Here is a 25,354-nt window from a genome sequence, read left to right on the forward strand (position 1 = left end):
ATAATTAAAAATATCATCGTTAAGAAGGACAGAGATATGAATAAGAAATTAAAAAGAGCATGTGACAGAATTAGATTGTCCTGGTACCGAGTATCAGGACGTACAAAAGGGGGAAATGGGGCAATGAATAAGCCAGTTGTTTGGGCACATAGAGGTGCCAGCGGATATTTACCAGAAAATACACTTCCAGCTTTTCAAAAGGCTATTGAGATGGGGGCTTATGGAATCGAGCTTGATATCCACAAGACTAAGGATGGTCAGCTGGTAGTTATCCACGATGAAAAGATAGATAGAACATCAGATGGAAAAGGTTATGTTAGGGATTACACTTTAGAGGAGCTTCGTAAGTACAATTACAATGCGACAATGCCTGAAGCCTGCCCTCATGCAGATATCCCTACAATGCGAGAGGTTTTCGAGCTTATTAAGCCAACCAATCTTCATATCAATATCGAGATTAAGAATGGTGTTTATTTCTACGAGGATATAGAAAAGGATATCATCGCCATGACTAAGGAATTTGATATGGAAGACAGAGTAATCTATTCTTCCTTCAATCACTACAGCATCATGAAGGTGAAGGAGCTTGATCCTGAAGCACACACAGGCTTCCTTTATATGGATGGCACTTTGGATATGCCTGAGTACGGTAGAGACCACGGAGTGGAGGCCCTTCACCCTGCTCTTTACAATGTTCAGTATCCAAATTATGTGGAGCGTTGTCACGAGTATGGTCTGAAGATTAACAGCTGGACCATCAACTCAAAGCAGTATATGAAGATGGCATGTGAGATGGGAATTGATGGCATCATTACTAACTATCCAGATACAGCACTTGAAATAGTAGCCAGCTTTAATTAAGGCAAAATATAGGGGAAAGTTTTATGAATTTTAAAGACATATTTATAGAGGATAAGGATTTTGCAAATGCTATGCAGGATACCATTCTTCCTTTTATGAATGGAAAATTACAGGACGGTTACTTCGTAAATACGGATGGCCTAAATCTTCATTATCAGATGATGATTAATCCTGCAGAGAAGGCATCTATAGTTATCAGTCACGGTTACTGCGAGTTTGCTACCAAGTTTACAGAGACAATCTATTACTTCTATAAGATGGGGTATTCTGTATTTATTGTGGAACACAGAGGACATGGTTTTTCAGATAGACAGGTGGAAGGCTTTTCAAAGGTATATGTGGACCGCTTCGAAAACTATGTGAAAGATTTTAATCAGTTTATAGAAAAGATTGTTATTCCAGAAAGTAAAACAAAGCATCTCTATTTATTCGCCCATTCAATGGGCGGAGGTATCGGTGCCATGTATCTGGAAAAATATCCAAAGGTTTTTGAAAAGGCGGTTCTCACTTCGCCAATGATAAGACTGGTTACACATAACATTAACAGTTTCGTGGCGGCTATTGTTTGCATACTTTCATACTTACCTATGTTTAGTAAGAGATATCTGCCAAAGCATCACGATTATGACCATACCTTCAAGTATCCACATTGCTCGGCGATGTCAAAGGCAAGATACACCTATCAGTACAATGAGCGTGAGAGGGAGCCACATTATCGCACCAATGGAGCTACCTTTGCATGGATAAGAGAGGCACTTAATGTTTCTAAAAAAATTCTTAAAAACGCCCATTTGATAGAAATTCCTGTTATACTAATGCAAGCATCCAAGGATACACTGGTAATGTCAGATGCCCAGGAGCACTTTTGTCAGAAGGCTAAGAATTGCAAGCTGATTCGTTTTGAAGGAAGTAAGCACGAGATATTTAATGCCACTGACGAGATTATACAGGACTATTATTCTAAGATTTTCGAGTATTACGAGAATTAGAGCTATGGAAAATTGTAAGGAGATTTATTATGTCAGATCAGGATTTTAGAGAATTTGACCCAGAGGAAACAAACGAAGTTGTTGATGCAGACGTAGTAGATACTACACCAGAAAAGGACAACAACTCTTCAAATGATAATAATGATAAGAAGCCAACTGAGTTTTGCTATATGTGTCACAGACCAGATACTATCTGTGGCCCACTTATCAAGATGGCTCCAGGAATGGGTGTCTGCAATGAATGCATGCAGCGTACTTTCGATTCTATGGGTAGCTTTGGCTTTGGCGGCGGAGACAACTCCAAGAGCAATATGGATATGAATAAGATGCCAAACATCAGCTTTTTGAACCTTGGCAGTCTTTTTGGAGAAGGCCCAAAGGTTAAGAATGCTCATGGTGCAGCATCAAGCCAGGCAAAGGAAGACAGACCAGCTCCTGCCATCGATATCAATAACATCATTCCACCACACAAGATTAAAGCCATGCTTGATGAGTACGTGGTTGGACAGGATTACGCTAAGAAGGTTATGTCTGTAGCTGTTTATAATCACTATAAGCGTGTAGCCACAGGCACAATGGACGACATCGAAATCGAGAAGTCAAATATGCTTATGCTCGGACCTACAGGTTCTGGAAAGACATATCTTGTTCGTACACTTGCAAAGCTTCTTGATGTACCTCTCGCTATCACAGATGCTACTTCTCTTACTGAGGCAGGCTATATCGGGGATGATATCGAGTCGGTTGTTAGCAAGCTTCTTGCAGCAGCTGGAAATGACGTTGAGCGTTGCCAGCAGGGTATCATCTTCATCGACGAGATTGACAAGCTTGCAAAGAAGAAGAATGCAAATCAGCGTGATGTAAGTGGTGAGTCAGTGCAGCAGGGGATGCTTAAGCTCCTTGAGGGTGCTGATGTTGAGGTGCCTATCGGTGCATCCAGCAAGAACGCAATGGTTCCTACCACAACAATTAATACAAGAAATATTCTATTCATCTGCGGTGGAGCTTTCCCTGCAATGGATGAAATCATAAAGGCAAGATTAAATAAGCATTCATCAATGGGCTTCATGGCTGATCTTAAGGACAAATACGATGATGATAAGAATATCCTTCAGAAGGTTACTGTTGAAGATTTAAGAGAGTTTGGTATGATTCCAGAATTCATCGGACGTCTTCCTATCGTGTTTGCTACAGAGATGCTTGATGAGGATATGCTTGTACGCATCTTAAGAGAGCCTAAGAATGCTATTATCAAGCAGTACGAGAAGCTTTTAGAGCTTGATGAGGTTAAGCTTGAGTTTGAAGATGCAGCTTTACATGCTATCGCAAGAAAGGCACTTGATAAAAAGCTTGGTGCCCGTGGACTTCGTTCTATAATAGAAGAGTTTATGCTTGATATTATGTACGAGATTCCAAAGGATGATAATATCGGTCAGGTTATTATCACAGAGGACTACATCGAGAAAAAAGGTGGACCAAGAATCATGGTCAGATCAGCTGGATTAATACCAGAAAGAGCAGCTGCAAATTAGAAAAAAACACCTGTCAATTAAACATCAGACCGACAGAGTTTGTTGGTGGCAGTTATAGAAACTAATATTGTTGCATAAATGGTTTAATTGATAACATTTTGGAAAATTTGTACAAAAAATTCCGACATTTTCTTTACTTTGATAAAGTCTTTTGCTAAACTATCTTTAGTCGAGAGAAGCTCGGCAAGTAATATATTGGAGGTACTTTAGCATGAGCAAAGGTACAGTTAAGTGGTTCAACAATTCTAAGGGCTACGGATTTATCTCAGACGAAGAAGGCAAGGACGTATTCGTTCACTTCAGCGGCATCAACTCAGAAGGTTTCAAGACTCTTGAAGAGGGTGCTACAGTTGAGTATGAAGTAACCGATGGTGCAAAGGGACCACAGGCTGTTAACGTAACAGTTGTACGTTAATTAGCACCACAGTTAATCATTATTTTGGGTACCTTTGGTTTTGTTATGAAAAACGGGATTTAAAGGCAATACAAACATGTGATTAAGGGGAGAGGCAGCGTAATATTTATATTACGCTGCTTTTGTTTTATAGGAGGATTTTTGAAAAGAGTAGTTAGATTTTTATTAAGGACAATATCGATGCTTATAGCAGCCACAGGTATATTCCTGGTGGCTTCTTATTTCATACAGAATTATACAAATAAGGAAATAGATTTGAACCCTATGGTGGACGAACCGGTAGTGGTTGAAAGTGTTTCCTATGATAGATATGCATATCAACACCTTAATGATGAGACCAAAGTAACATACGATCAGATTTATAACTGTATGACGGAGTATAGTGAAAAAATCACTGTATCTACAAAGGATAACTCAACTCTCCAAAAGGCCTATGAAGCTGTTATGGCAGATTATGGAGATTTATTCTGGGTAAATGGTTATAAGTACAATACCTATACCAGCGATGATAAGGTTGTCAGCATAGAGTTTTGGCCAAAGTATACTATGTCCAAGGATCAGAGGGATGTGTACAAGGCTTCAATCGAGGCTACTGCTGACGAATGGCTTTCTGGAATCAGTCAGGATGCCAGTGATTTCAAGAAGGCACTTTATGTATTTGAAACATTAATAGAGAATGTTGATTACAACACTGACAGTGAGGAAAATCAAAATATTCTCAGTGTATTTTTGTATCGTTCTACTGTGTGCCAGGGCTATGCTGATGCGGCATGGTATCTTCTTGATAAGCTGGGAATAAAGAGCACTGTTATTACAGGAACTGCAAACGGAGAAAGCCATGCATGGAATCTGGTATATCTTGATGGTGCCTATTACTACATGGATGTCACTTGGGGCAATAGCAAATACCTGGATGGAAATAATGACACCGCAAAGCGTGTGAACTACGCTTATTTTGCCATGACTACTGAGGAAATCAGTCAGAATCACGTAATTACTGTGGATTTTGAGGTGCCAGAGTGCCTGTCAAATGCAGATAATTACTTTGTTCACGAAGGGCTTTATTACGACTGGTTCGGTGTAGATTCAATAGGAAACAGACTTGCACAATCCTACAATAACGGTGAGGCAGAAATATCTTTAAAATTTAGTAATTCTGACCTATATTCCAAGGTAATTAACTATTTTATAGATGAAAATCACCTGTCTGATTATTGTAGAGGCATAAACTCTGTGTACTATTTACTAGATGAGAATGCAAATGTCCTTACAATTCAATGGGTAAAACGGTGATAATACACACGTGGTTTTGAAAACTACATGTCGCAAGAATAAAAACTATTTACGTGGAACAGGCCTCGTGCTATAATGTCGGTAGAAAAAGCGGAGGAATACTAGGTAGATGTATAAAATTATTCTTGATAGCTGCGGAGAACTTACTGAGGAAATGAAAAAGGATGGTCATTTTGTTAATGTACCACTCACTCTGGAGATAGATGACCAGCAGATTATAGATGATGATAGCTTTGATCAGGCAAGCTTCATTAAGGCTGTAGCAGAAAGCCCTAATGCACCAAAGTCAGCATGTCCATCACCAAATGCATACATGGTGGAGATGGATTGTGAGGCTGAGAATGTTTATGTAGTTACACTTTCAGCTCAGCTTTCTGGTTCATATAATAGCGCCTGCCTTGGCAAAGATTTATACGAGGAGGACGATGAGTCTAAGAACATTCACGTTTTTGATTCAAAGTCAGCTTCTATCGGAGAGACACTTATCGCTCTTAAGATTGCAGAGTGTGAAAATGCAGGCATGTCTTTTGAACAGGTTATTGAGACTGTAGATGCTTATATCGAAGGTCAGCACACCTTCTTTGTGCTGGAGACTCTCGAGACATTTAGAAAGTCAGGTCGTTTATCAGGTTTAAAGGCTGCTATTGCTGAGACATTAAATATTAAGCCTGTAATGGGCTCTACAGAGACAGGTTATATTCAGCAGCTTGCTAAGGGCCGTGGAATGAACCAGACTATCGACAAGATGACTAAATGCGTCATGGATGTTACCACAGATTGTGAGAACAAAATTCTTGCAATTTCTCATTGCAACTGCCCAGAGCGTGCACTATCATTAAAGAAAAAAATGGAGTCGTTGGCCACATTTAAGGAAATCTTCATTGTAGATATGAGAGGCGTCAGCACAATGTACGCAAATGATGGTGGAGTAATTCTTGTGGTCTAGAAGATAAGAATGACATACGAACAGGTAGTATACACAATTGATAATAAACGCCGATTTGGAAAGGCATGTGGAAGGGATGTTACCCAGGAATTTATGGAGGCTTTAGGCCATCCTGAAAAGGGGCTGCATATCATCCACATCGCCGGTACCAACGGAAAAGGATCAGTAGCAGCTTTTGTAAGTAGTATCTTACAGGCTGCTTCTTTTGCGTCTTCTGAACATTATAAGGTAGGATTATTTACATCACCTCATTTGATAGATTATACCGAACGCATTCAGATAGATGGAAAACAGATTTCACGTGAAGATGTGACACGTATAGGCCAGCAGCTTCTTAATATGGAGCTTAAGCTTGAACCTACAATGTTCGATTACTGGCTTGCTATGGCAATGGTTTACTTTAAGGAGCAGCATGTGGACTATGTTGTTTTAGAAACAGGTCTAGGTGGTGCCAAGGATTCTACAAATGGATTAAGTCAGTTGCCTGAGGTATGTGCCATCACGTCCATTGGTTTGGAACACACACAGTATTTGGGTGATACCTTAGCAGCTATCGCAGGAGAAAAAGCAGGAATCATCAAATCAGGTGTTCCTGTTGTAATAGGAGAGATGGATGAGGAGGCTTCACAGGTCATAGAAGCACGATGTGATGAGCTGGGATGTGATTTGATTCATGCTACTCAGGTAGAATCGGATTTAAAGCTCGGACTATTTGGTGGATATCAGAGAAAAAATGCGGCAGTTGCTGTGGAAATAATTAGGAATCTGAAAATGATTGTGGATAATCAGACGATTGCAAATGGTCTTGCAACGGCTGTGTGGCCTGGAAGGATGCATGTCATCTCTGAATCTCCATATATTTTAGTGGATGGTGCACACAATCCTGCAGGAGTGACTGCACTTCGTGATAGTTTAAAGGCGGAATTTCCAAATCAGAAGTTTTCATTTATAATGGCAGTAATGGCAGATAAAAATTATGTGGAGATGGCACAGCTCATTGCACCACTTTCAGAACGTATTTATACTGTTACAGTTGATTCTGAGCGTGCACTTCAGGCGAAGGAGCTTGCAGATGCCATAGCGACTCTTGGGGTAGAGGCGCAGGCATGTGAATCCTACGAATCAGCCATTGATTTAGCAGGAACTTTTAATGAGAAGATCATAGTTTTTGGTTCTTTATATTTTATAGGGGAAATATTGGGGTCAGGTTATGATAAAAACAAGAGTTGAAGCGCTTCGCGTGCTGGGTTTGGGCCCAGATGCAGGAGAACAGAAGATTAAGGCGGCTTATAAGGATTTAGTAAAGAAATGCCACCCTGATGTGACAGGAATGGAAGATGCCACTCTTTACAACAGGATTACTGAGGCATATCAATTTTTGATTACTGAATCTAAGGGACAAGTTTTGACACATACACGTGTTATGGGCAAAGCTAATACCAGAAAGCCAGCCAGTAGTGCTGATTATGCAGCTTTTCAGAAAAAAGCTGCCAAGCAAAAGGAGCGCCGTAAGCAGGAGTTTGAACAGAAACAAAAGGATTTTTCTGCCATGTATGAAAAGCAGGAGGCAGATTATAAGCGCGCCATGGAAGCTATTGATGCCATTAGAGTGGCTCGTGCTATAGAGCACATGGTGTGGGCTAATGGTTTAGGAAAAGATATAAATAATGACGTTAAAGAAGAATAATTCTCTATTTAATATTTTCATTTCAGTAGTTGTTGTGGCTCTACCTACTATGCTGGAACAGATTCTTTCTGTGTTAATGCAGTATGTTGATACTGCAATGGTAGGACGACTTGGAGCTAATGCAACAGCGGCTGTATCTACATCTACTACGATTACCTGGCTGGTGGGAAGTATCCCTGTGGCCTTTGGCGTTGGTGCCATGACGCAGATTGCTCAGGCTATTGGTAGTGGAGAACATCATAAAATATCGCAGGTTGCGAAGGCAAGCCTTGTTTTTGCAATAGGTGTTGGTGCTGTAGTTGAGATTATCTGTCTGGCAGCATGTCCATTTGTGGCAAGCTGGATGGGTGCCTCTGCGGAGGTTGCTCCGGCAGCTACACGATATTTTTTCTGGATTTCAGTTCCAATTATTTTTAAATCGCTTAATATCATTTTATCAGCGGCAATACGTGCAACAAAGGATACAAAGACTCCGATGTATATTGGTGTGGGAGCTAATATTCTTAATGTTGTACTTGATTATCTCTTGATTTACACCTTCAATCTTGGGGTGGATGGAGCAGCTTATGCTACATGTATTTCTGCGATTTTCAGTGGTGTAATGACCTTGATGGTATTCCTTAGACATAAGGAGTTTAAGATGGAAGGACCAATTCTTTCCATTGAAAGAGAGATTATCAGTCGAATGTGGAGATTGTCTCTACCAGTACTTCTTATCAATGTGGCATCTACATCTGGTTACGTGGTTTTCGCAGGTCTGGTATCCCATATGGGCACCATTATTTTTGCCGCCCATAGTATTGCAGTAGGGGCAGAGGAGCTGTTTTATATAGGAGGCTATGGATTTAAATCTGCAGCCAATACCATGGTAGGCATATCTTATGGAGAACAGAATCACGACAAATATCATGCTGTTTGTGTTAGCAGTATTTTAGCTACAGTTTTAATTATGACGTTGAGTGGAGTACTGCTGTATGTATTTGCTACACCATTAATGGGCTTCTTCACAAATGATTCAGATGTCATAGCTCTTGGAAGCAAGGTGCTGAAAATGGTAGCCTTTAATGAGCCTTTCTTTGGACTATATATAATATCAGAGGGTATTTATTATGGACTGGGAAGAACAAAATATCCATTTGTTGTAGAGTTTGGTGGAATGTGGTTGGTTCGAATATTATCCACATATATAGGTATTCATTATTTTGGATTTGGACTAGTGGGAGTATGGTGCTGCATGATAGCAGATAATGTTTTGAAAGCTATTATGCTTGCTGTACCTGTTAGATGGTTGTGGAAAAAATAGAGTAAAAAGAAAAGCCTTTGCATTATCATTATTTAGACGATGCAAAGGCTTTTTTAATAATCAAAAGTGCTATAAATAAAGTAATCATACTATGAATACAATTTCTTCACGTTGCTCTCAATCACGTCTGTTGCGGAAATCTTGAAATCTCCCTTAAGGAAGCTCTCAAGCTGACCATGTGTATTGATAGCTTTACCGTTTACTAAAATGATAAATGGCTTCTGGCCATCCTCATTAAGAGTCATTCTATAATCAACTCTGTCAAGTGCATACTCAACTGCCATTTCATATGAATCGAAATAAGCTCTAGAATTTCCAAGAGTATGATCTGAAGTAATCCAGTATTCTTCTACGAAAGTGATAGTAGGATCGATAGCACTCATTTTTACAAATTTCTCAGAGCTTTCCTCACGGAGCAACTTGTATTCTTTGTTAAGTGTTGTTAATTCCATTTTTACACCTCATAAACTAAAAACCGTATCAACTGTGCTCAATCAGAAAGATAATAGCATGCAAAATGTTATATGTCAATAATAAAATGAAAATATATTTATAATTATAACGTGTAACGAATTACGGTATTTACATTATTCAGTTGCTTTATGCAAATTTTACAATCTTGCTGTTTCTTTCGGAAGTCTCAGCTTCCTGAATACCATCATTATATTTATCTAGAACAGCTGCTGTCTGCATAACATCATTAAGAAGCTCTCTTGTATCATTAGAAAGAATCTTATTATCGTTAGAAAGCTCTGCCGATTGTGCTGCAGCTGCTGTAACTTCCTCTGTAGTTGCAGAAAGCTGTGAAATATTGTCAACAATTGTGTTGTTTGACTGTGCGAGGTTTTCAATCATTCCCTCTAAATCACTGATGTTTGCTGTAAGGTTGTTAACATTATCATTCATCTTTATAAAGCCTTCAGCAGTTTTTTCGATTAATTCACCCTGCTGACTTGAAGCGATACGTGCTTCAGAAACGGCAGCTTCAGCATCCTGAGCGTTGTTTCCAAGCTCTATAATCATATTTGTAATATCTTCTGTTGCAGTTTTTGTCTTCTCTGCAAGCTCTCTGATTTCATTTGCTACAACTGAGAAGCCACGACCATAGTCACCTGCGCGGGCAGCCTCAATAGAAGCGTTAAGGGCAAGAAGGTTAGTTTGAGCGCTAATCTCTAAAATAACTTCTGTAATCTGCTTCATTTCTTCGCCCTTAGCAACAAGGGTGTTCATAGCATCACCAACGTGGTTGTTAATCTCTGAAATCTTTTCAGCCTTTGCTTTCAGCTCAACCATCTTTTCGTGATTCTCTTCATTGATATTGCTAGCCTCAGTAGCAGATGCCACCATCTCCTCAGAACGGGCTACGGTCTCTTCAATAAGATCCTGAATCTGCTGTGTCATAACAGTCTGTTCCTGAATGTGTTCTGCATTTGCTAAAGTACTGCTGGAAATGTCATCCATAGCACCGCTGACAGACTGTGTAGTCTCGTCTAGCTGGTTCATATTATCCATTGCATGACCAACGCCCTCACGAACCTTGGTAGCTACATTCATTACCTCTGAAAGGAGCTGAGCCTGGTTTTCTGCACGATGTTCGATAAGACCAACAGTATCGTGCTGGAAGAGCTCTAGAATCTTCTCAAGGTAGATACAAAGTGCTACAACGGCGAAGGTACATCCGATTGCTGCAGCGTTGTCAATTGCTTCCTCTGAAGTATATGGAAGGGCGCTAACAAATCTTGCTGCAAATGAACCAAGCTGTACAATAGCAACCGTTAAACCGGAGATTCTTGAAAACTTCTTATCATAATAAAGAACAAATGGAACAACTGGTCCGACCATGGCAAATCTTAAATAGTAGCTAGTGAAACCATAGCAGCCAAGTGCGCCAATAATAGCAAGCTCTATAAGAGATATCCATCTGAGTTTTTCTGAATTAGGCTTTTTGGCATAAATAGAGGTTAATGAGATAACAGTAAATATTTCTAAGCCTATTGTTGTTGCAAGATAAGCCAGAGATCTGAAGCCTCTTAAGTATGCAATTACAACAACTACTGTAAGTAATGTAAAATAGATTCCATATGTAAAAATTAACACACGGTTAATTCTTTTTACCTGCTCATTTCTGTCGGAGTATAAAAACTTTTCTTCCATTGTCTTTCCTTTCGAATATTAATCAACACATTATGTAAAACATACCGCAACGATTGTTGCTGAGGTATAGTATCATGTTATGAAAAATCTGTGAACGATAAAAGTATACAAAAATATAACGATGTTTCTGTGGCATAATTGGTAAAGTAAATAAATAATCTGGAAAACGTGGGGATTATGCAATAATATGTAGTAGAAAGGGGTTTATTGAAGGAGGTTTTATGCTGTTATACCATGCGGGCTTTGATGTAATTAAAGAACCAGATATTCATTATGGTAGGAAGAATGCGGATTTTGGTCAGGGCTTCTACACTACCCCTGATAAGGAATTTGCCTATAGGTGGGCAAAGGAGAGCGTTGGGAAGAAGACTATAGTAAATTACTATGAGCTTGATACTGATGGATTAGTGGTGAAGTATTTTTCCAGAAGCGAAGAGTGGTTTGAATATATCTATGCCAACAGACATCTGAAGCCAGATGAGCTGGAAGCTGATGTTATAGTGGGGCCTATAGCAAATGAAATTATATATGATACTTTGGGAATCACTACCAGCGGATTTTTAGATAAGAAAGAATCCATGGAGCTTCTTATGATAGGGCCTGAGTATATGCAGGTGGTGATTAAATCGGAAAGAGCAAAGGCACAGCTAAAATGGCTGTCAAGCGATGAAATAACAAGCCAGCAGCTTGCTGAATATCAGAAATTGATGGCAAAAGAGAATGAGGAGTTTCAGCGGATGTTCGCCAAGAAGTTTAAGGAGATGGAATAATAAGGAAGCAGCCCGTCTCGATTGTAAAAACAGAACATTTGTGCTAGATTTATCTATGCGGTTCATCCGCACTGAAAGTACCCATGACAGGGTGGTAGTCTCCCGAGCCTATATGGTATCTGAGCAATTGGATGCTAACGGAAGGGAGGTGGCGCCAGTGAGCGATTACGAAATCATAATGATAATGCTAGGTATCCTAGTATTGCCTTTCACGGCTTGTAGTTTTCTCCTCGCGTTGCTAAACTTTCTCGACAAGAGTAATAGTAAGCGCAAATAAAAATGCCTCTCCTGTCTGCCAACGGGAGAGGCTGTTGTTCTCATTGAGAACATAACTAGTTATTTTCTCAGGAGCATCCACTTTGGAATGGGTGCTTTCTTTATATATAATATAACATCAAATCCTCTTTTATTCAATGCTACATTATCCTAAAACAAACTCATCCATGTGATATTGCTCCCTTTTTCTTAATTTTAGAAGGCCTTCTACTTATAATACGATTAAAAGTGGGTAAAGTGGACACTAACATTTAAATTTTTTAATGGTAAAATAAATTATAGCTATTTATACTTATACGTTGCTATGGAATTGGGAGGTCCAGTTGCAAGTTAGCTTTGTTAACTTTGTTTAAGAATGATAGTATTTAAGTATAATAAATACTTGAGGGGAAATTATGTATGAAAAATCCAAAATCTTTATTTTTAATAGCTGTGTTGTTTTTTTGCTTATCAGCCTGTGGAAAATCCGTTACCGACAATTTACAAAACTACACTGCAAGTGAGAATGAAGGCATTCAGACCTTACAGATAGATGATAAAGTTTTTGTTCCATTTACATCAGTTACACCAGCCGATTGTGGTGTGCAAATTGGATTTGTTGGTGATGATTCAAAGGGTAAAATCTATGAGTACAAAGATTTTAGTTCTGATGAATGGATTATAGAATACTATGAATCCGGCGAAATGGATGTTCCAATGCTTTATCGAGAACAAAATGTTGATGACATTCCAGATGGCATCTCTTCAGATTATGAATGGAATAATACTACTTCAAATGATAGCTGTAATTCAGAGTATCCTATGTTGGTCAAGATTAATGATGTGGTTTACAAGAATACGGGTTATATTTGTTCCGCTATTAGCTGTGGGAATATGGATGGCACCATAGATAAAACTCTTGATTCCAAAGATACACCTACTGAAAATAACCAATCTAATTTTGGTACCGGATATAATTATCAATATAGTACTGAAGGCCAAATAGTCGTTGATATTGATGGAGAGAAATATATTTTCAGAGATTCCAAATTAACAGATTCATCCATTCCTATAGAAGTAGCTAATTTTACTGCTACAATCAAAGAAGTTAGAAATGATGGACAGTTACTTGTAACCTTTGTAGATATGGATGATATGTTTGTATCTCTTGCAGATGGAGACTATGTAGTTGATGGTTCAACATTAGAGACTGATTTTTCTGAAGGGGATTCGGTAAGAATTTGGTTTGATGGCAGTGTTGAAGAAGTCCTGCCTGCGATTCTTCCTAACGTTTATAAAATTGAATTAGATAATTAATTATGGTTACGATAACAGACGAGCCTCCTTTATGGAGGCTCATTCTTATTTGATTATAATTTTTTTTAAGTTTTGTAATATCCTTTGCTACTTTACGGCTATATAAGTGTAAGGCGCTTACAAATAAATCTAAAAGGGGGCATATATGAAAGACGAGGAAATAATTGAGCTGTATTTCAAACGAAATGAAAGAGCTATAGAAGAAACTGATTCTAAATATGGAAATTATTTGGAGTCAATTGCTGAAAATATCCTTAATGATGAATTAGATGCTGAGGAATGTTTAAATGATACTTATTTGAAGACTTGGGATAGAATCCCACCTACGCGACCAAGAGTCTTAAAAGCCTTTTTAGCCAAAATTACTAGAGAACTTGCTTTTGACAAATATAGAGCAATTCGAAGTAAAAAACGTGGAAATGGCACAATGCATGAGATACTGGATGAACTAGAGGAATGTATTCCTGCATCAAATGGTGTCGAACAGTCCATTTTAGGCAAAGAGCTTGAGAACATAGTAGCAGATTTTGTTAGGGCGCTTCCAGAGAGGGAGGCATATATCTTTCTCAGCAGATATTTCTATGTAGAAGATATTACAGACATTTCAAAGAAATATGGTATGTCAAAGAACAATGTTTCAGTAACACTTAGTAGGTTGAGAACGAAGCTTCAAACACGTTTGGTAAAGGAGGGCTATTTGGTATCATGAAAAAAGAAAACTTATTTTTAGCATTTAATGGTGTAGATGATGTTTTAATTACACAGTGTGCAAGATATCATGCCGGCAATAAGGTTGTAAAATTCAATAAACGATTTTCAATGGCTGCCTGCATATGCTTAATTCTTTTGACAACAATCACTGCAACAGCTGCAATTCATCACTTCTGGGGAAAAGGTTTGAGTAGTTATTTTAATGCTACTGATGATGAGCAACAGTCACTTACAAATCAGGGACAGGCTATTATTTTTTCAGAGAGCGATGATTATTCAAAATATGCTATTACTGATAATGGAATTACTCTTACACCAGTAGCAATTGTGGCTGATGATAATAAGATTAATCTTGCAGTAAAATACTCAGGCATTGAGCTTAATAATGATGCAGAGCCTAATATAAACATTGATGAAGTATATATACAAGGCTATGAAGGTAATACCTTAGGCTATAGCATGGGAATCAAGGATGATGAATTGATGTTCATTATTGATGGAACAGATTCAATTGATTCCGGAATTACCTTAACTGGTAAAACTTTGCATTTAGAATTAAGTGACTTTTCGGTTGTGAATTTTGATTCATCTGAGAAAAGTTTAGGTGGTAAGTGGACATTTGATTTACCTATTCCTGAAGTAAGCAATGCTAAGGTCATTGATTTAAATCAATCACTTTCTGATTTTAATTGCGAGGCTGCATCAATTAAAATCAGTCCTATCTCTGCTGAGATAAGATATAACATATCTGAGGATGTTTTAGAAAGATGGCTCGACGAAAGAGAATCCCCAGTACCATATATTGCAAGTCTCACTCTTGATGATGGAAAGATTATTAATTGCGAAGATTTAGATAGCTTAAACAATATTGATGGATTAAATAATAATGCTATTTTCTCTGTGGAATTTAACAACATCATTGATCCCAATACAGTCAAATCAGTTGAAATAAGGGATATTAATGGAAATATGGCAACTTTGACACTGAAATAACACCTCTAATATCTATTCATTGTGCTTCCTGCAACAATCAGTTGTGGGAAGCATTTTTTTATTTTATAAAGTTATATTTCTATAAAACATTCCGATATTAAGAATGAAGACTAGGCATATGGAGGTGCAAAAGGGAGTACTTGGTGGATGTGATAATAATTCAGATGGCGTTAGCTTCAGTGTAAATGGAATCAGTCAGAATACCTTAAATCTGTCTTCAGCTGAGTCAGTTTCTAGGACTCAAGTTTGGCAGAAAATAACGGCTACAGAAGGAACCCATCTAGAATATGAAAATACAACCTTTGCAAGCCAAGGCACCGTTCAGACTGCTGACGGACGAAGCTTGAGGTACAGTGCAATGAAAACAACGAATGTACCCCAGTTGTACCCCTTTTGGTTGTCCTTTCAAAAATTGGTTGTATTATATAAGGAAAGAATATAAAATATTATTGTCATTAGGATTTAAACAGTAAAAATCCATTCAGTTGACTATTTAGAAATAGTTGATATAATAAACATAGGCAAAGAAATGAGATTATTAGATCATAACAAGCTAACAAAAAAGCTAGGAGTGGCAGCTCCTAGCTTTTTCTATGCCGTTTTGGTCAAGGTGGCTTAGTCCTTAGGCTCATTGCCATCGTCATTTCTGTCAAGCCATTTGCAAATATAGTAGGCAGCTATACTTGCCATAACAGAAATTAGAAATGAGATTATTATCTCCAAGCTAACACCCCCTTCCTGTGCCTGTCTAGGGGTGGCAACGTTCATCATTATATCATAAAATTCTTCAATTACTATCTCAGTTTTTTATCGAAATTTAGAATAAAAAATATGAAATTTCATAATTTACACCCCAAACAAACCTGATAAATAAAACGATTTTTGACATTTTCTACTCTTATTTACTCTTATCTATATGTATAATGAGCCTTAATTCAAATATACTCATTCCAAAGGGAATACCTGTCGCAGATAGAGCAAGACTACTCGGGCATAGTGTAGAAACAAATCTACGTCACTATTCATATGCACGTATAGGTGTGGATGAAGAAATCAGAAATTTATTGAACGCGTAGGTTGCCCATAGGTTGTCCGAAATTTTAATGATTTTATACGAAGATAAAAAAGAAAAAGTCCTATGAAGCTTTATTTCATAGGACTTTCAAAACCAAATTTTAAGAGCGCGAGACGGGACTCGAATCGCATTCCTTATCTTAAAATACTGATAGAAAGGGGATTCTAGCACCGCTATTTGCTTAGGGAACACCTGAGGGGTCACCTAGATCATTTTCATGTCATACAGAAGTTGGGACTTGAATTGTAACGTCACCATAAAAATACTGAAAGAAAGGGGACTCTAGCACCACACTATTACTGGGGACCCCTTAGGGAACCCCTGACAATAATTATTGAGATTTGTAAAATCATCCACATATTTAATTTGCAGACGCATATTTCGCCAAACCTCTTTTCCAAACCATCCCAACTATAATAGATAATACAACCAAAAAAATAATAAACCAAACTAATTCCACTACGCTAATATTTCCTTTAAGTATTTCGACGGGTCCATTAATCGCTGTAAAAAAAGGAAGAACCCATGTTAAAAAAAATATTATGCTATTGGGATATATAACCTTTGGTCGCGTAGACGCATCAATTAAAGATTCTGGAACTCCCATCAATTTATTAGTTTTTTCTTTCCAAAACGAAAACATAACCATTAACTGATTTACCAAGAATACAAACATCATAGCAAATGGAATAAAAATTACATATTCAATTATATTTATGCGATAGTAATTTGACTTCGAAATAATCACCATCTGAATAATAATTGCTATGACTAAATTAACCGCACTTGGAATATCTAACCTATATAATGCATAATACCAAAAGGACTTTACTGGACGAACAAAAACATAATCCAAATTTCCTTCTATAATATCATCCGATAAATTTTCATGTGCAGAAACAAACAACACTTGATACATACTTAAAATTATATTTGATGTACATATCAAAGAAAAATAATCATTTCGTGTCCAGCCAAGTATTGTATCCGAATACTCATAGTAGATAATTCCAGTTATCATTTCTATGGAAAAAAACATAATTCCAAACAATGCTACAAAAATTGAGGTACTTCTATAGACCAAGCATTCTTGAATACTTTGCGAAATAAAAACTTTATATAATCTCTTATTCATCAATTGCCCATTCCTTCATATTTTTTTAGTCCTTTAGATAGCAAAATATTATAGATATAATATAAAAATACTATCCATATTAATGTGATTAAACAGTAATATAAAATAAAAGTATTTTCCACCTGGCAAGTTAATACTTTTGTCAAAACATGTCCAACAATAGCAAATGGTGTAACTGATAAAACCATATAATATGGTTTTGGTAACAAATCAAGTGGAAAATACAAACCTCCCATAAGTAGATAAATAGCAGTTAATATTGATCTTAACGGCCACATTTGTATAATCCAAAAACCTATTGTTGAGATTACTGAAACACACATGAAAAACATTAAAAAGGCTAATAGCAAAAAAATTAATGCAAAAAACACATACAAGATATCTGCTCCTTGAGCATTAATCATAAAAAATGCCAAAATCAAATATACTGTAACCTCTAAAATTTTACTTCCCATATATCTGGCAAAACTTTCATAAAGCAAATGTATTGGTCTTAACAATAAAGTTGTAAGTTTTCCAGAATGTATTAGAGTCCCCAACCTAAAACAAGGTTCAAAAGAAAAAATAACACTAGCTACATTTGCCAATATAATATACATAATCATATTGTTATACGAATACTCACCGATATAATTATATTCATTTGATATATATATCGCTTTCCAAATAAACACAGTTGTCAAAATTTGCATAACTTTTAACGCCAACTTGACACAAGTATCAAATTTATATATCAACTGTGAACTGATTTGACTATATAAAATTCTTAGATACTTATTCATTGGTTCTCCTGTGTAAACATCTTAAATATAATTTCTTCAAGCTTTGGTACTTCCTCCCTGATTGAGACAATATTGGATATATTTACATTATTTAGAATGTTTTCGGAATCTTCATTCAAATATAATTTATATTTACAACTTTCAATTCTCTCAATTCTATATGCTTTTGCATCAAATGGTATCTTATTTTCCTTAGTCTCTATAATATAGCAATTTTGGGTACTATATTCTTTTCTAATTTCATCAATCGTCGATTCTTTAACTATTTTACCTTTGATGATGACTGCTATGCGATTAGCCATTTTTTCTATATCATTCATATAGTGACTTGTTAGGATAATAGTTGTTTTTTCCTTACTATTCAATTCATGCAAAAAATCATATATAGCATATTGACTCACAATGTCTACCCCAATAGTCGGTTCATCTAAAAACAATACTTTAGGAGAATGAATCACTGAGCAAACTAACTCAAATTTTATTCTTTCACCCAATGATAGTTTTCTGACTGGTATGAAAAGTTTATCTGCTATCTGAAGTTTTTCTGTCAAGTACTTTAACCGAACCGAAAAAGAAGCATTCGAAACATTATAAATAGCTTGAAGCATTTTAAGAGTTTCAAACGCTGGTAAATCCCAAATCAGCTGTGTCTTTTGTCCTAAAACAACTCCAATTTGTGATAAATAATTTGGAGTTTTAGAAAATGGATTGCACCCTAAACTGTCAATTGTTCCCTGCTGAGGTTTGATTATTCCAGTAAGCAACTTAATTAAAGTTGTTTTTCCGGCCCCATTGGGGCCTAGTATTCCAATAATATCACCTTCGACAATACTTAAATTTATATCGTCTAGTGCAGTTACTTCTTTTTTTTCCCTTTTACCAAAATCCAAAATTGAACCTTTTAGACCCGCTTTTTTTTCAAACGTCTCATATTTATAACTTACATTTTTACATTCAATCATATATTTATCCTATTTTCTACAAAATATTTAATTACTTCTTGTCTCGTATAACCACTACTTTCTGATTTGCAAATGATATTTAAATCAGGATTCAAGTTGTGCCTAACAAAAAAATCACGCAAAGTTGCTAAGTTAGCTTTTATTTCATTTTCTGATATTTTACATGCTGGAATTGGTTCAAGCCCAAATAATTTAACATAATACCTAGAATCCTTTGAGTAGACATTTAAGTTGCTTCCAAACGAACATCTAACTTTATTATAAATATTATTTTGTAACTCAAAGAATTGATTTCGTGTTATTTCTAATTCAATAAGTTCTCCTAAATGGTCATTACTTCCAAAATAATCTAAATCCACACTCACAATTACAGATTTATTCGAAAAATCATATATATGTGTTAAATTTGTATCCGCTCTACATGTAATTAATTTATGGATATTTCCCGCTACCTTCGTTTTAATTGGTAATAATGAAATAAAATCATTTGCCTTTTGTTCAGTATTTATACATATTTCAGAAAATCTCTCACTGTTATGATTAGATATCCAAATTACATCCTCAATAATATCCGTGTACAATAGGGGAGGAATATAATTTCCATAGTTCAATTGAGAATATGAGATTAAATCAATAGATTCATCAGTTAGATTATTTATTGCAGATTCACTTACAATAGCTTCATTCATATCACTATGATCATCTATATGAATCAAGGTAAATTTTTGTTTCTTCACTCTATGCAACTTAACAATTTCTTTAAAAGCTTCTTGATGCTCCTCTATATATACTGTCTGCATTTAAAGTCCTCATCTTTATAATTATATTTTTAATCATTAGGGACAACTGGAATACCACTTCCAACTAAATAAAATTTATCATTGCCATGTAGTATTACTTGTACACAAATTATTTGATTATAACTAAATAAAATCTTATAGCTAATATTCATTTTATTCTGCTCAATTATCTTAATCTCTTCTTGATATATTTGCTCCGCAGCGATTTCTTTTGAAGTAACATAGTCAGCAAATTGAATATCAGCACCATACTTTAGACAAAGAATCGCATTATATTTCTTCAACTCCTTAAACAACGATAGTGCGGTTACATCCTCAATTTTATTCTGTGCACACTGTAGGTGATAACTTTGAAGGCATTCCAGCAATGCTCGTTCAAGAGCATATCTTGAAGACGTTGATAGTCCGCTCCCTTTAAAAGGTACTCCTGTTCCAGGATTGTCTGCAAAAACTTGATAACAAAAAAAACCATCAAATGTTTTAATATCAACAATAATAATCTCTGTGCCAATCTCAGCGGATATTGTATTATATAATTCTAATAAACTGGCAGATAATGATTTGGGATTAATAAATACAGCTTTTTCACTATGGTCGATAAATACATTATAGTAATGTTTAGAAAGTGAATATCTTTCCAATAACTCGTTTAACGCATGAATAAGAGCATCATTTAATGATGTTCCGATTGCACACCCAGAATTCGTGCTATATTTTTTTATAGATACACATTTATCAGGAATACTATTGTTATAAACATTCCATAATGCAGTTGGGAAAAAAATCTTATTGTTTCCATCAAAAAATTTTGTAGCACCAATTATATCATCAGGCGATAGATTTTCTTTCAAGACCTTTACAGCATATTCGTTTTGTATTATTCCATCACAAATTGATGAAATAGGTACACTCATCTCAGAGTTTGAACTATTTTGATAAATATAATGTTCTATTGCCTCATAAATAGCACTTGCTAATGACTGATTTGAATACCCTTTTCCATTTCCCTGTACAGTGCCATTTAAAATCACACTATAAGTCGACACATTACTATCAACAATAGTTTTTTTTTCACTTATTTCATAGTTTAAATTTAAGAAATCAAGGCATTGTTTTGCTAGTTCTATTGCCTCTTCAGTTTCCATTTCACGTTCATATACTGACACAATATAATCCTCATAAAAAAGAGGTCAAATTAATGACCTCTTTTCTTTCTACAAACTACTCAGCAGCATTTAAAGCTTCGATTAACATTTTTTCCTGCTGCGATACATTGATTTCACTAAAAGACTTATTGACAATGTCAGCAAGGCTGATGTCCATTAACTGATTGTCTTCTAAGATTTCAGACATCACAACATTGATTTCACTTCTTCTGTTTCCCATCGAAAAGCCCCTCCTTTTTGTCTGAACATTCAGTCTAATCATATATATTGTAAAATAATATATAGATATTTTTTGTTAATTTCAATGGAAATAATCAATAGAATTTCTGTGAAAAATGTCCGAATTTTCGTGTTTAATGCACATTATTCTATTTTTGTGTATTTATTATATTTAGATTATATAAATAATCAATTATATAAAATTGAGCATAAAATACTTTCATGTGACCGAATAATCATTCATGGCTACTCTCAAATGCTGTAAACTGCTCTGCTCGATACCTTTAACAGTTTCTTTAGATTTATTAAAATGCCTAGCTGTAGCTTCAAGCGTCCTTCCTTCTCTCAGGCTAAAGCCATAGTGATAGGTGAGGACTTTTCTCGCATCTGAAGGTAAATCCTGCAATCTGATTAGCATTTTAAGGAGCATAGTTCTGTGAACAGCCAACTCACCTGTAGGATCACGGTGACTGTCAACACTTGCTTCAGCAGTTAGCTGTCCGATGTACTCATCTCTGTACCCATTAGCAGGATCATCGTCCAGAAAGATATTTGTAAGACCATCATCAACTGAATGCTTCTCAAATGTTCCAAACGTTCTTCGCCCTACATCACGCATCTTATTTCTTATAACTTCAGTAGCGTATGTTGAAAATTTAGCGCCTGCTTCTGGCGAGAATGAAAGTGCTGCATCTATCAGAGCTAGATATCCTTCCTGTATTAAATCTTCAATATCCCAGCCTCCATAGGGATTAGAATTTAGGGAGTATTCCTTTTCTACTAGGATAGCATTTGCTATAACAAGACCTTTGTTAGCAAGAATGAGGAGCTGTTTGGCATTGTCATCACCAGATTGAATTTTGGTACAAAGCTCTTGATTAAATCGACTTAGACGTTCATTGTGTGTAAGGCTTCTTTTCATTATTTCTTATCAAAAAGAGCCACCACCTTATAGAACCATCTTATTGGTGTTCTTAATGCCTTTACCATTTTTTCATTTGCTCCCTGCTCCAATAATGACTTTTCAGTAGCAGTCATCATTATGTCAATCTTTTCATCAGTAGATAGATTTTTCTTAGATTTCCCCTTATATTCTTCTACGAATGTATTGAATACTTTTCTATTTAAGTCAGAAGTACGATTTAGGCCATTGGCTTTTATTTCTTCCTCAGATTTCTTTTTGATTTCTCGAACAGCAGCTTCTATTCTATGGATAATCTGGTCAAATTCATATCTTGAAGCAGTAAACTTTTGAGATTTTATTTCTTTAATGTCATTTTGAAATTCTTCAACATCAGTTATTTCATTGATGTCAACTTCATCTTCCAAAAACTCAGCGGTGCAGCTTAACAAATCATTTCTAATCTTGTACGTTTCATCCATCTGTCCTGAAAAGTAAATTGCCATAGACTTTGTTGCTTGACGAAAGTTTTTATTAAGTAATAGCTCATTTACAACATCAGGATTTACATTATCAGTCAGCAAATGCTTGACTGCTTCAGCAGATAAACCAAGCTCACCTATATCATGATAGAAAGGCTCTGGATTATCAGTTAATCCTAAAATAAAGTCAGTAGAGACATTATAAAGGTCAGCTAAAGCTTTTAAGCTTTTTCCAGTGATTGAATCTACACCACCTGATTCCATTCTTCCATAGGTGGCATTGCTTACTCCGATAGCCTTAGCAACATCACCTTTATCTAAACCTTTTTTTCTTCTTAATTGCTCAAGTCTTTTTGGTCTATCTTCAGGCAAAAAGACATCTAATTCCATAACATCCATTAATAATCTCCCTTATAAAAACGCTCCAAACGAATGTTTCATCCTATTGTAACATTTTCATATTTGAAAGAAAATCCCAATTCAGTTTCCATAATTCTCCAATATTTTCATCTTTGTTTGATTTGAGACCTGCCTCAGTTTTTATCCGTATTATCTATTAGAAGCCCCAAAGTGGAGACTTGCTAAAGCCCCTTATTTTAATAAGGGCGCACTTCTATACCTCTTCAAGAGGTATGTGCGTTTTGCCTTCGCAAAAGTCTTCCCGACTTCGTCGATTTTGCGTTCGCTGTCGCTCCGGGATTGCAGGCAATCGTGCAAGACACTATTAACAAAAATATGAAAGGAACCAATATTATGGAAAACAAAGAAACGATTGTAGAGGGCTATACTATTAGCTCCAAACTAACAAAAGCACTATCAGACTATGAAAAAGCGGAGGCCATTCATCAAAAAACGCTAAAGCGTTGTGAACAGCTTGAACACAAAGTCACTTTACTAGAAAACAGAATTGAATATCAGAAGAAGCAGGAAAGAAAACGAAGAACACACAGGCTATGCACAAGAGCAGGTCACATTGAATCACTTCTTCCTGAAACAAAAGAGCTAACAGATAACCAGTTCATGGCATTCTGTGATGCTCTTTTTTCTTATCCGAAGATAAAGGAACTTGTCAGCAAACTACTAGCCAAAGTAAAGGAGGAAAACTAAATGGCACTTTATCATTTTCATGTATCTCAAGTTAGTCGAGGAAAAGGACAAAGTTGTTTGGCAAGCGATGCATATATTACAGGAACAAGACTCATTGATGACTACTATGGCGATGTCCATGATTACACCAAAAAGCATGGCGTGCTCTTTACAGAACTTCTACTTCCTGATTATGCGCCAGAAAGATTGCATGACCGTGAAGTATTATTTAATGAACTTGAAGTAATTGAAAAACATCCTAAAGCTCAGCTATGTTACACTTTTGATTTTTCTCTCCAAAATGAATTGAGCTATGAAGAAAACTTAGAAATTGCCCAAAAATTCATTAAGGAAAACTTCTTATCAAAAGGAATGATTGTAGATTATGCAATTCATGATCCAGATAAACATGGTGGCATCCCAAATCCACATGTTCACATGCTAATTCCCATACGTCCTCTTAATGAAGATGGAACCTGGGGAGAAAAACAAAAGCGAGAATATCTTATTGATGAGAATGGCGAAAGAATTAAAAAGCCAAATGGCAAATATGATTTTAAATCTGTACCGACAACTGACTGGGGAGATCCTGAAACGCTTGATGCCTGGAGGAAAGCTTATGCAGATATCTTTAATAAGGCATTTGAAGAAAATGGACTTGATTGCAGAATAGACCATCGTTCTTATTCTGCCCAAGGACTTGAGCTACTTCCAACTATTCATGAAGGACCTCAGGTAAGAGCAATGGAAGCAAAGGGGATTAAAACTGAAATCGGTGATGAGAACCGCAGGATAAAGGCTTTTAATGAAATGATTAAAAAGCTATCTACAAACCTTATTGATATCTCTGAATGGCTCTCAAATTTCATAAAAGAATGTCATAAGCAAAAAATATACGTTCCATCACTTGGTGAGCTTGTTTCTGATTATTATGACAAGCGCTATATCAATGCATGGAGTAACAAAGCAAAGGTAAAAAATTTAAAGGAAAGAGCTGCTGTGATATTTTTCTTATCCCAAAACAACATTAGCACTTTTGAAGAACTTAAGGATTTTGTTCATGCATCATATGGAAAAGTTAATGAACTTCAGGTGGATATTTCAGAGATTGATAAAAAGATTTCTAAAATCAAGGATGCATTTCGCTATCGTCAAATGTTGGCTGAAACAAAACCTATCTATGACAAGCAGTTTTCTTTTCGTTTAAAGAGGAACCAAGAGAAGTATGTGGCTGAACATAGAGATGCACTTGATAAATATCATTTAGCCAAACGAATGCTTGATAATTATTGGTACGGCAGAAAGCCAAACTGGGAAATTGCAAAAATCAATTTAAGCAATCTTGAGAAATCTAAATCCCAAAAGCAACAACTTTATAAAGACTGCAAGGTAATAGCTAGTGAAGCCTATAAGATAAGAAAGATTGCAGAAGAAATGATTAAAAAGCCTGCGACTAACATTCCGGTTCATCAAGTAACTAAAAAACGCAAATACGAATTAGGTCGATAGGAGGAATAACA

At 36.2% G+C, this 25,354-nt stretch carries 25 protein-coding genes; 15 read left to right on the plus strand and 10 right to left on the minus strand.

What is annotated here, in order from left to right; all coding sequences use genetic code 11:
• Positions 1-36 precede the first annotated feature (36 nt).
• The 9 genes from BMZ41_RS07885 to BMZ41_RS07925 all read left to right on the plus strand — a co-directional run bounded on the left by BMZ41_RS07885 (position 37) and on the right by BMZ41_RS07925 (position 9,026).
• Positions 37-861 (plus strand): glycerophosphodiester phosphodiesterase, encoded by an 825-nt coding sequence (locus tag BMZ41_RS07885; protein ID WP_330386167.1) that lies wholly within the window; start codon positions 37-39, stop codon positions 859-861.
• 23 nt (positions 862-884) lie between these two features.
• Positions 885-1,850 carry an alpha/beta fold hydrolase gene (locus BMZ41_RS07890; RefSeq protein ID WP_090170187.1) on the plus strand — a complete coding sequence of 322 codons (966 nt, stop codon included), beginning with the start codon at positions 885-887 and terminating at the stop codon, positions 1,848-1,850.
• A gap of 29 nt (positions 1,851-1,879) precedes the next feature.
• A complete protein-coding gene (gene clpX, locus BMZ41_RS07895) occupies positions 1,880-3,382 on the plus strand; it encodes an ATP-dependent Clp protease ATP-binding subunit ClpX (protein ID WP_090170185.1) in 1,503 nt (500 codons plus the stop codon).
• A gap of 211 nt (positions 3,383-3,593) precedes the next feature.
• On the plus strand, positions 3,594-3,797 hold the full coding sequence (locus tag BMZ41_RS07900; RefSeq protein WP_015548251.1) for a cold-shock protein: 204 nt from the start codon (positions 3,594-3,596) through the stop codon (positions 3,795-3,797).
• Positions 3,798-3,938: 141 nt separating this feature from the next.
• Complete coding sequence (locus BMZ41_RS07905; protein ID WP_090528449.1) at positions 3,939-5,090, plus strand: transglutaminase domain-containing protein; 1,152 nt, start codon at positions 3,939-3,941, stop codon at positions 5,088-5,090.
• 109 nt (positions 5,091-5,199) lie between these two features.
• Complete coding sequence (locus tag BMZ41_RS07910) at positions 5,200-6,036, plus strand: DegV family protein (protein WP_090170181.1); 837 nt, start codon at positions 5,200-5,202, stop codon at positions 6,034-6,036.
• A gap of 9 nt (positions 6,037-6,045) precedes the next feature.
• Positions 6,046-7,266, plus strand: coding sequence for a bifunctional folylpolyglutamate synthase/dihydrofolate synthase (locus BMZ41_RS07915; RefSeq protein ID WP_090528452.1), 1,221 nt, complete (start codon positions 6,046-6,048; stop codon positions 7,264-7,266).
• Positions 7,247-7,723 (plus strand): J domain-containing protein, encoded by a 477-nt coding sequence (locus BMZ41_RS07920; protein WP_090170176.1) that lies wholly within the window; start codon positions 7,247-7,249, stop codon positions 7,721-7,723. Before BMZ41_RS07915 ends, BMZ41_RS07920 begins: the two co-directional genes overlap by 20 nt.
• Positions 7,704-9,026 (plus strand): MATE family efflux transporter, encoded by a 1,323-nt coding sequence (locus BMZ41_RS07925; RefSeq protein ID WP_090170174.1) that lies wholly within the window; start codon positions 7,704-7,706, stop codon positions 9,024-9,026. Before BMZ41_RS07920 ends, BMZ41_RS07925 begins: the two co-directional genes overlap by 20 nt.
• A gap of 89 nt (positions 9,027-9,115) precedes the next feature.
• Here BMZ41_RS07925 and BMZ41_RS07930 read toward each other — a convergent pair whose 3' ends face one another.
• Both BMZ41_RS07930 and BMZ41_RS07935 read right to left on the minus strand, forming a co-directional pair.
• On the minus strand, positions 9,116-9,478 hold the full coding sequence (locus tag BMZ41_RS07930; RefSeq protein ID WP_090528455.1) for a hypothetical protein: 363 nt from the start codon (positions 9,476-9,478) through the stop codon (positions 9,116-9,118).
• Between the two features lie 148 nt (positions 9,479-9,626).
• Positions 9,627-11,180: a methyl-accepting chemotaxis protein gene (locus tag BMZ41_RS07935; protein WP_090170171.1), complete on the minus strand. Its 1,554-nt coding sequence runs from the start codon at positions 11,178-11,180 to the stop codon at positions 9,627-9,629.
• Between the two features lie 221 nt (positions 11,181-11,401).
• On the opposite strand from BMZ41_RS07935, the gene BMZ41_RS07940 reads away from it, so the two are divergent.
• From BMZ41_RS07940 to BMZ41_RS07955, 4 genes are all read left to right on the plus strand, one after another.
• A complete protein-coding gene (locus BMZ41_RS07940) occupies positions 11,402-11,950 on the plus strand; it encodes a DUF3990 domain-containing protein (RefSeq protein WP_090528457.1) in 549 nt (182 codons plus the stop codon).
• 675 nt (positions 11,951-12,625) lie between these two features.
• Positions 12,626-13,522: a hypothetical protein gene (locus BMZ41_RS07945; protein ID WP_090528460.1), complete on the plus strand. Its 897-nt coding sequence runs from the start codon at positions 12,626-12,628 to the stop codon at positions 13,520-13,522.
• 145 nt (positions 13,523-13,667) lie between these two features.
• A complete protein-coding gene (locus BMZ41_RS07950; protein WP_090528464.1) occupies positions 13,668-14,231 on the plus strand; it encodes an RNA polymerase sigma factor in 564 nt (187 codons plus the stop codon).
• Entirely contained in the window at positions 14,228-15,226 is a 999-nt protein-coding gene (locus BMZ41_RS07955; protein WP_090170163.1) for a DUF4179 domain-containing protein, read from the plus strand. Before BMZ41_RS07950 ends, BMZ41_RS07955 begins: the two co-directional genes overlap by 4 nt.
• A 1,436-nt stretch (positions 15,227-16,662) precedes the next feature.
• Here BMZ41_RS07955 and BMZ41_RS07965 read toward each other — a convergent pair.
• The 8 genes from BMZ41_RS07965 to BMZ41_RS07995 all read right to left on the minus strand — a co-directional run bounded on the left by BMZ41_RS07965 (position 16,663) and on the right by BMZ41_RS07995 (position 23,147).
• Complete coding sequence (locus tag BMZ41_RS07965; RefSeq protein WP_026653665.1) at positions 16,663-17,436, minus strand: ABC-2 family transporter protein; 774 nt, start codon at positions 17,434-17,436, stop codon at positions 16,663-16,665.
• Positions 17,436-18,218: an ABC-2 family transporter protein gene (locus BMZ41_RS07970; RefSeq protein ID WP_028246285.1), complete on the minus strand. Its 783-nt coding sequence runs from the start codon at positions 18,216-18,218 to the stop codon at positions 17,436-17,438. Before BMZ41_RS07970 ends, BMZ41_RS07965 begins: the two co-directional genes overlap by 1 nt.
• Positions 18,215-19,180: an ABC transporter ATP-binding protein gene (locus BMZ41_RS07975; protein WP_026653608.1), complete on the minus strand. Its 966-nt coding sequence runs from the start codon at positions 19,178-19,180 to the stop codon at positions 18,215-18,217. The genes BMZ41_RS07970 and BMZ41_RS07975 overlap by 4 nt, the downstream gene beginning before the upstream one ends.
• Complete coding sequence (locus BMZ41_RS07980; RefSeq protein ID WP_015548220.1) at positions 19,177-19,980, minus strand: peptide arginase family protein; 804 nt, start codon at positions 19,978-19,980, stop codon at positions 19,177-19,179. Before BMZ41_RS07980 ends, BMZ41_RS07975 begins: the two co-directional genes overlap by 4 nt.
• A 29-nt stretch (positions 19,981-20,009) precedes the next feature.
• Positions 20,010-21,146: a YcaO-like family protein gene (locus BMZ41_RS07985; protein ID WP_028246286.1), complete on the minus strand. Its 1,137-nt coding sequence runs from the start codon at positions 21,144-21,146 to the stop codon at positions 20,010-20,012.
• Between the two features lie 55 nt (positions 21,147-21,201).
• The gene (locus tag BMZ41_RS15605; RefSeq protein WP_015548221.1) at positions 21,202-21,366 is read right to left on the minus strand and encodes a hypothetical protein; all 165 of its coding nucleotides are present in this window, start codon (positions 21,364-21,366) and stop codon (positions 21,202-21,204) included.
• 219 nt (positions 21,367-21,585) lie between these two features.
• Entirely contained in the window at positions 21,586-22,287 is a 702-nt protein-coding gene (locus tag BMZ41_RS07990; RefSeq protein WP_015548222.1) for a sigma-70 family RNA polymerase sigma factor, read from the minus strand.
• Positions 22,287-23,147 (minus strand): helix-turn-helix domain-containing protein, encoded by an 861-nt coding sequence (locus tag BMZ41_RS07995; protein WP_051194705.1) that lies wholly within the window; start codon positions 23,145-23,147, stop codon positions 22,287-22,289. The genes BMZ41_RS07990 and BMZ41_RS07995 overlap by 1 nt, the downstream gene beginning before the upstream one ends.
• 354 nt (positions 23,148-23,501) lie before the next feature.
• Here BMZ41_RS07995 and BMZ41_RS08000 point away from each other — a divergent pair, with 354 nt between their 5' ends.
• Both BMZ41_RS08000 and mobQ read left to right on the plus strand, forming a co-directional pair.
• Positions 23,502-23,855: a DUF3847 domain-containing protein gene (locus BMZ41_RS08000; RefSeq protein ID WP_177184182.1), complete on the plus strand. Its 354-nt coding sequence runs from the start codon at positions 23,502-23,504 to the stop codon at positions 23,853-23,855.
• A complete protein-coding gene (gene mobQ / locus BMZ41_RS08005) occupies positions 23,856-25,343 on the plus strand; it encodes a MobQ family relaxase (RefSeq protein WP_090528470.1) in 1,488 nt (495 codons plus the stop codon). It abuts the gene before it with no gap.
• Positions 25,344-25,354: the final 11 nt, after the last annotated feature.

The sequence above is a fragment of the Pseudobutyrivibrio sp. UC1225 genome, assembly GCF_900115215.1.
Taxonomy (GTDB): domain Bacteria; phylum Bacillota; class Clostridia; order Lachnospirales; family Lachnospiraceae; genus Pseudobutyrivibrio.

Coding starts and splice junctions, on each gene's coding strand:
- BMZ41_RS07885 (WP_330386167.1), top strand. CDS start 37: ATGAATAAGAAATTAAAAAGAGCATGTGACAGAATTAGATTGTCCTGG.
- BMZ41_RS07890 (WP_090170187.1), top strand. CDS start 885: ATGAATTTTAAAGACATATTTATAGAGGATAAGGATTTTGCAAATGCT.
- clpX (WP_090170185.1), top strand. CDS start 1,880: ATGTCAGATCAGGATTTTAGAGAATTTGACCCAGAGGAAACAAACGAA.
- BMZ41_RS07900 (WP_015548251.1), top strand. CDS start 3,594: ATGAGCAAAGGTACAGTTAAGTGGTTCAACAATTCTAAGGGCTACGGA.
- BMZ41_RS07910 (WP_090170181.1), top strand. CDS start 5,200: ATGTATAAAATTATTCTTGATAGCTGCGGAGAACTTACTGAGGAAATG.
- BMZ41_RS07915 (WP_090528452.1), top strand. CDS start 6,046: ATGACATACGAACAGGTAGTATACACAATTGATAATAAACGCCGATTT.
- BMZ41_RS07920 (WP_090170176.1), top strand. CDS start 7,247: ATGATAAAAACAAGAGTTGAAGCGCTTCGCGTGCTGGGTTTGGGCCCA.
- BMZ41_RS07925 (WP_090170174.1), top strand. CDS start 7,704: ATGACGTTAAAGAAGAATAATTCTCTATTTAATATTTTCATTTCAGTA.
- BMZ41_RS07930 (WP_090528455.1), bottom strand. CDS start 9,478: ATGGAATTAACAACACTTAACAAAGAATACAAGTTGCTCCGTGAGGAA.
- BMZ41_RS07935 (WP_090170171.1), bottom strand. CDS start 11,180: ATGGAAGAAAAGTTTTTATACTCCGACAGAAATGAGCAGGTAAAAAGA.
- BMZ41_RS07940 (WP_090528457.1), top strand. CDS start 11,402: ATGCTGTTATACCATGCGGGCTTTGATGTAATTAAAGAACCAGATATT.
- BMZ41_RS07945 (WP_090528460.1), top strand. CDS start 12,626: ATGAAAAATCCAAAATCTTTATTTTTAATAGCTGTGTTGTTTTTTTGC.
- BMZ41_RS07950 (WP_090528464.1), top strand. CDS start 13,668: ATGAAAGACGAGGAAATAATTGAGCTGTATTTCAAACGAAATGAAAGA.
- BMZ41_RS07955 (WP_090170163.1), top strand. CDS start 14,228: ATGAAAAAAGAAAACTTATTTTTAGCATTTAATGGTGTAGATGATGTT.
- BMZ41_RS07965 (WP_026653665.1), bottom strand. CDS start 17,436: ATGAATAAGAGATTATATAAAGTTTTTATTTCGCAAAGTATTCAAGAA.
- BMZ41_RS07970 (WP_028246285.1), bottom strand. CDS start 18,218: ATGAATAAGTATCTAAGAATTTTATATAGTCAAATCAGTTCACAGTTG.
- BMZ41_RS07975 (WP_026653608.1), bottom strand. CDS start 19,180: ATGATTGAATGTAAAAATGTAAGTTATAAATATGAGACGTTTGAAAAA.
- BMZ41_RS07980 (WP_015548220.1), bottom strand. CDS start 19,980: ATGCAGACAGTATATATAGAGGAGCATCAAGAAGCTTTTAAAGAAATT.
- BMZ41_RS15605 (WP_015548221.1), bottom strand. CDS start 21,366: ATGGGAAACAGAAGAAGTGAAATCAATGTTGTGATGTCTGAAATCTTA.
- BMZ41_RS07990 (WP_015548222.1), bottom strand. CDS start 22,287: ATGAAAAGAAGCCTTACACACAATGAACGTCTAAGTCGATTTAATCAA.
- BMZ41_RS07995 (WP_051194705.1), bottom strand. CDS start 23,147: ATGGATGTTATGGAATTAGATGTCTTTTTGCCTGAAGATAGACCAAAA.
- BMZ41_RS08000 (WP_177184182.1), top strand. CDS start 23,502: ATGGAAAACAAAGAAACGATTGTAGAGGGCTATACTATTAGCTCCAAA.
- mobQ (WP_090528470.1), top strand. CDS start 23,856: ATGGCACTTTATCATTTTCATGTATCTCAAGTTAGTCGAGGAAAAGGA.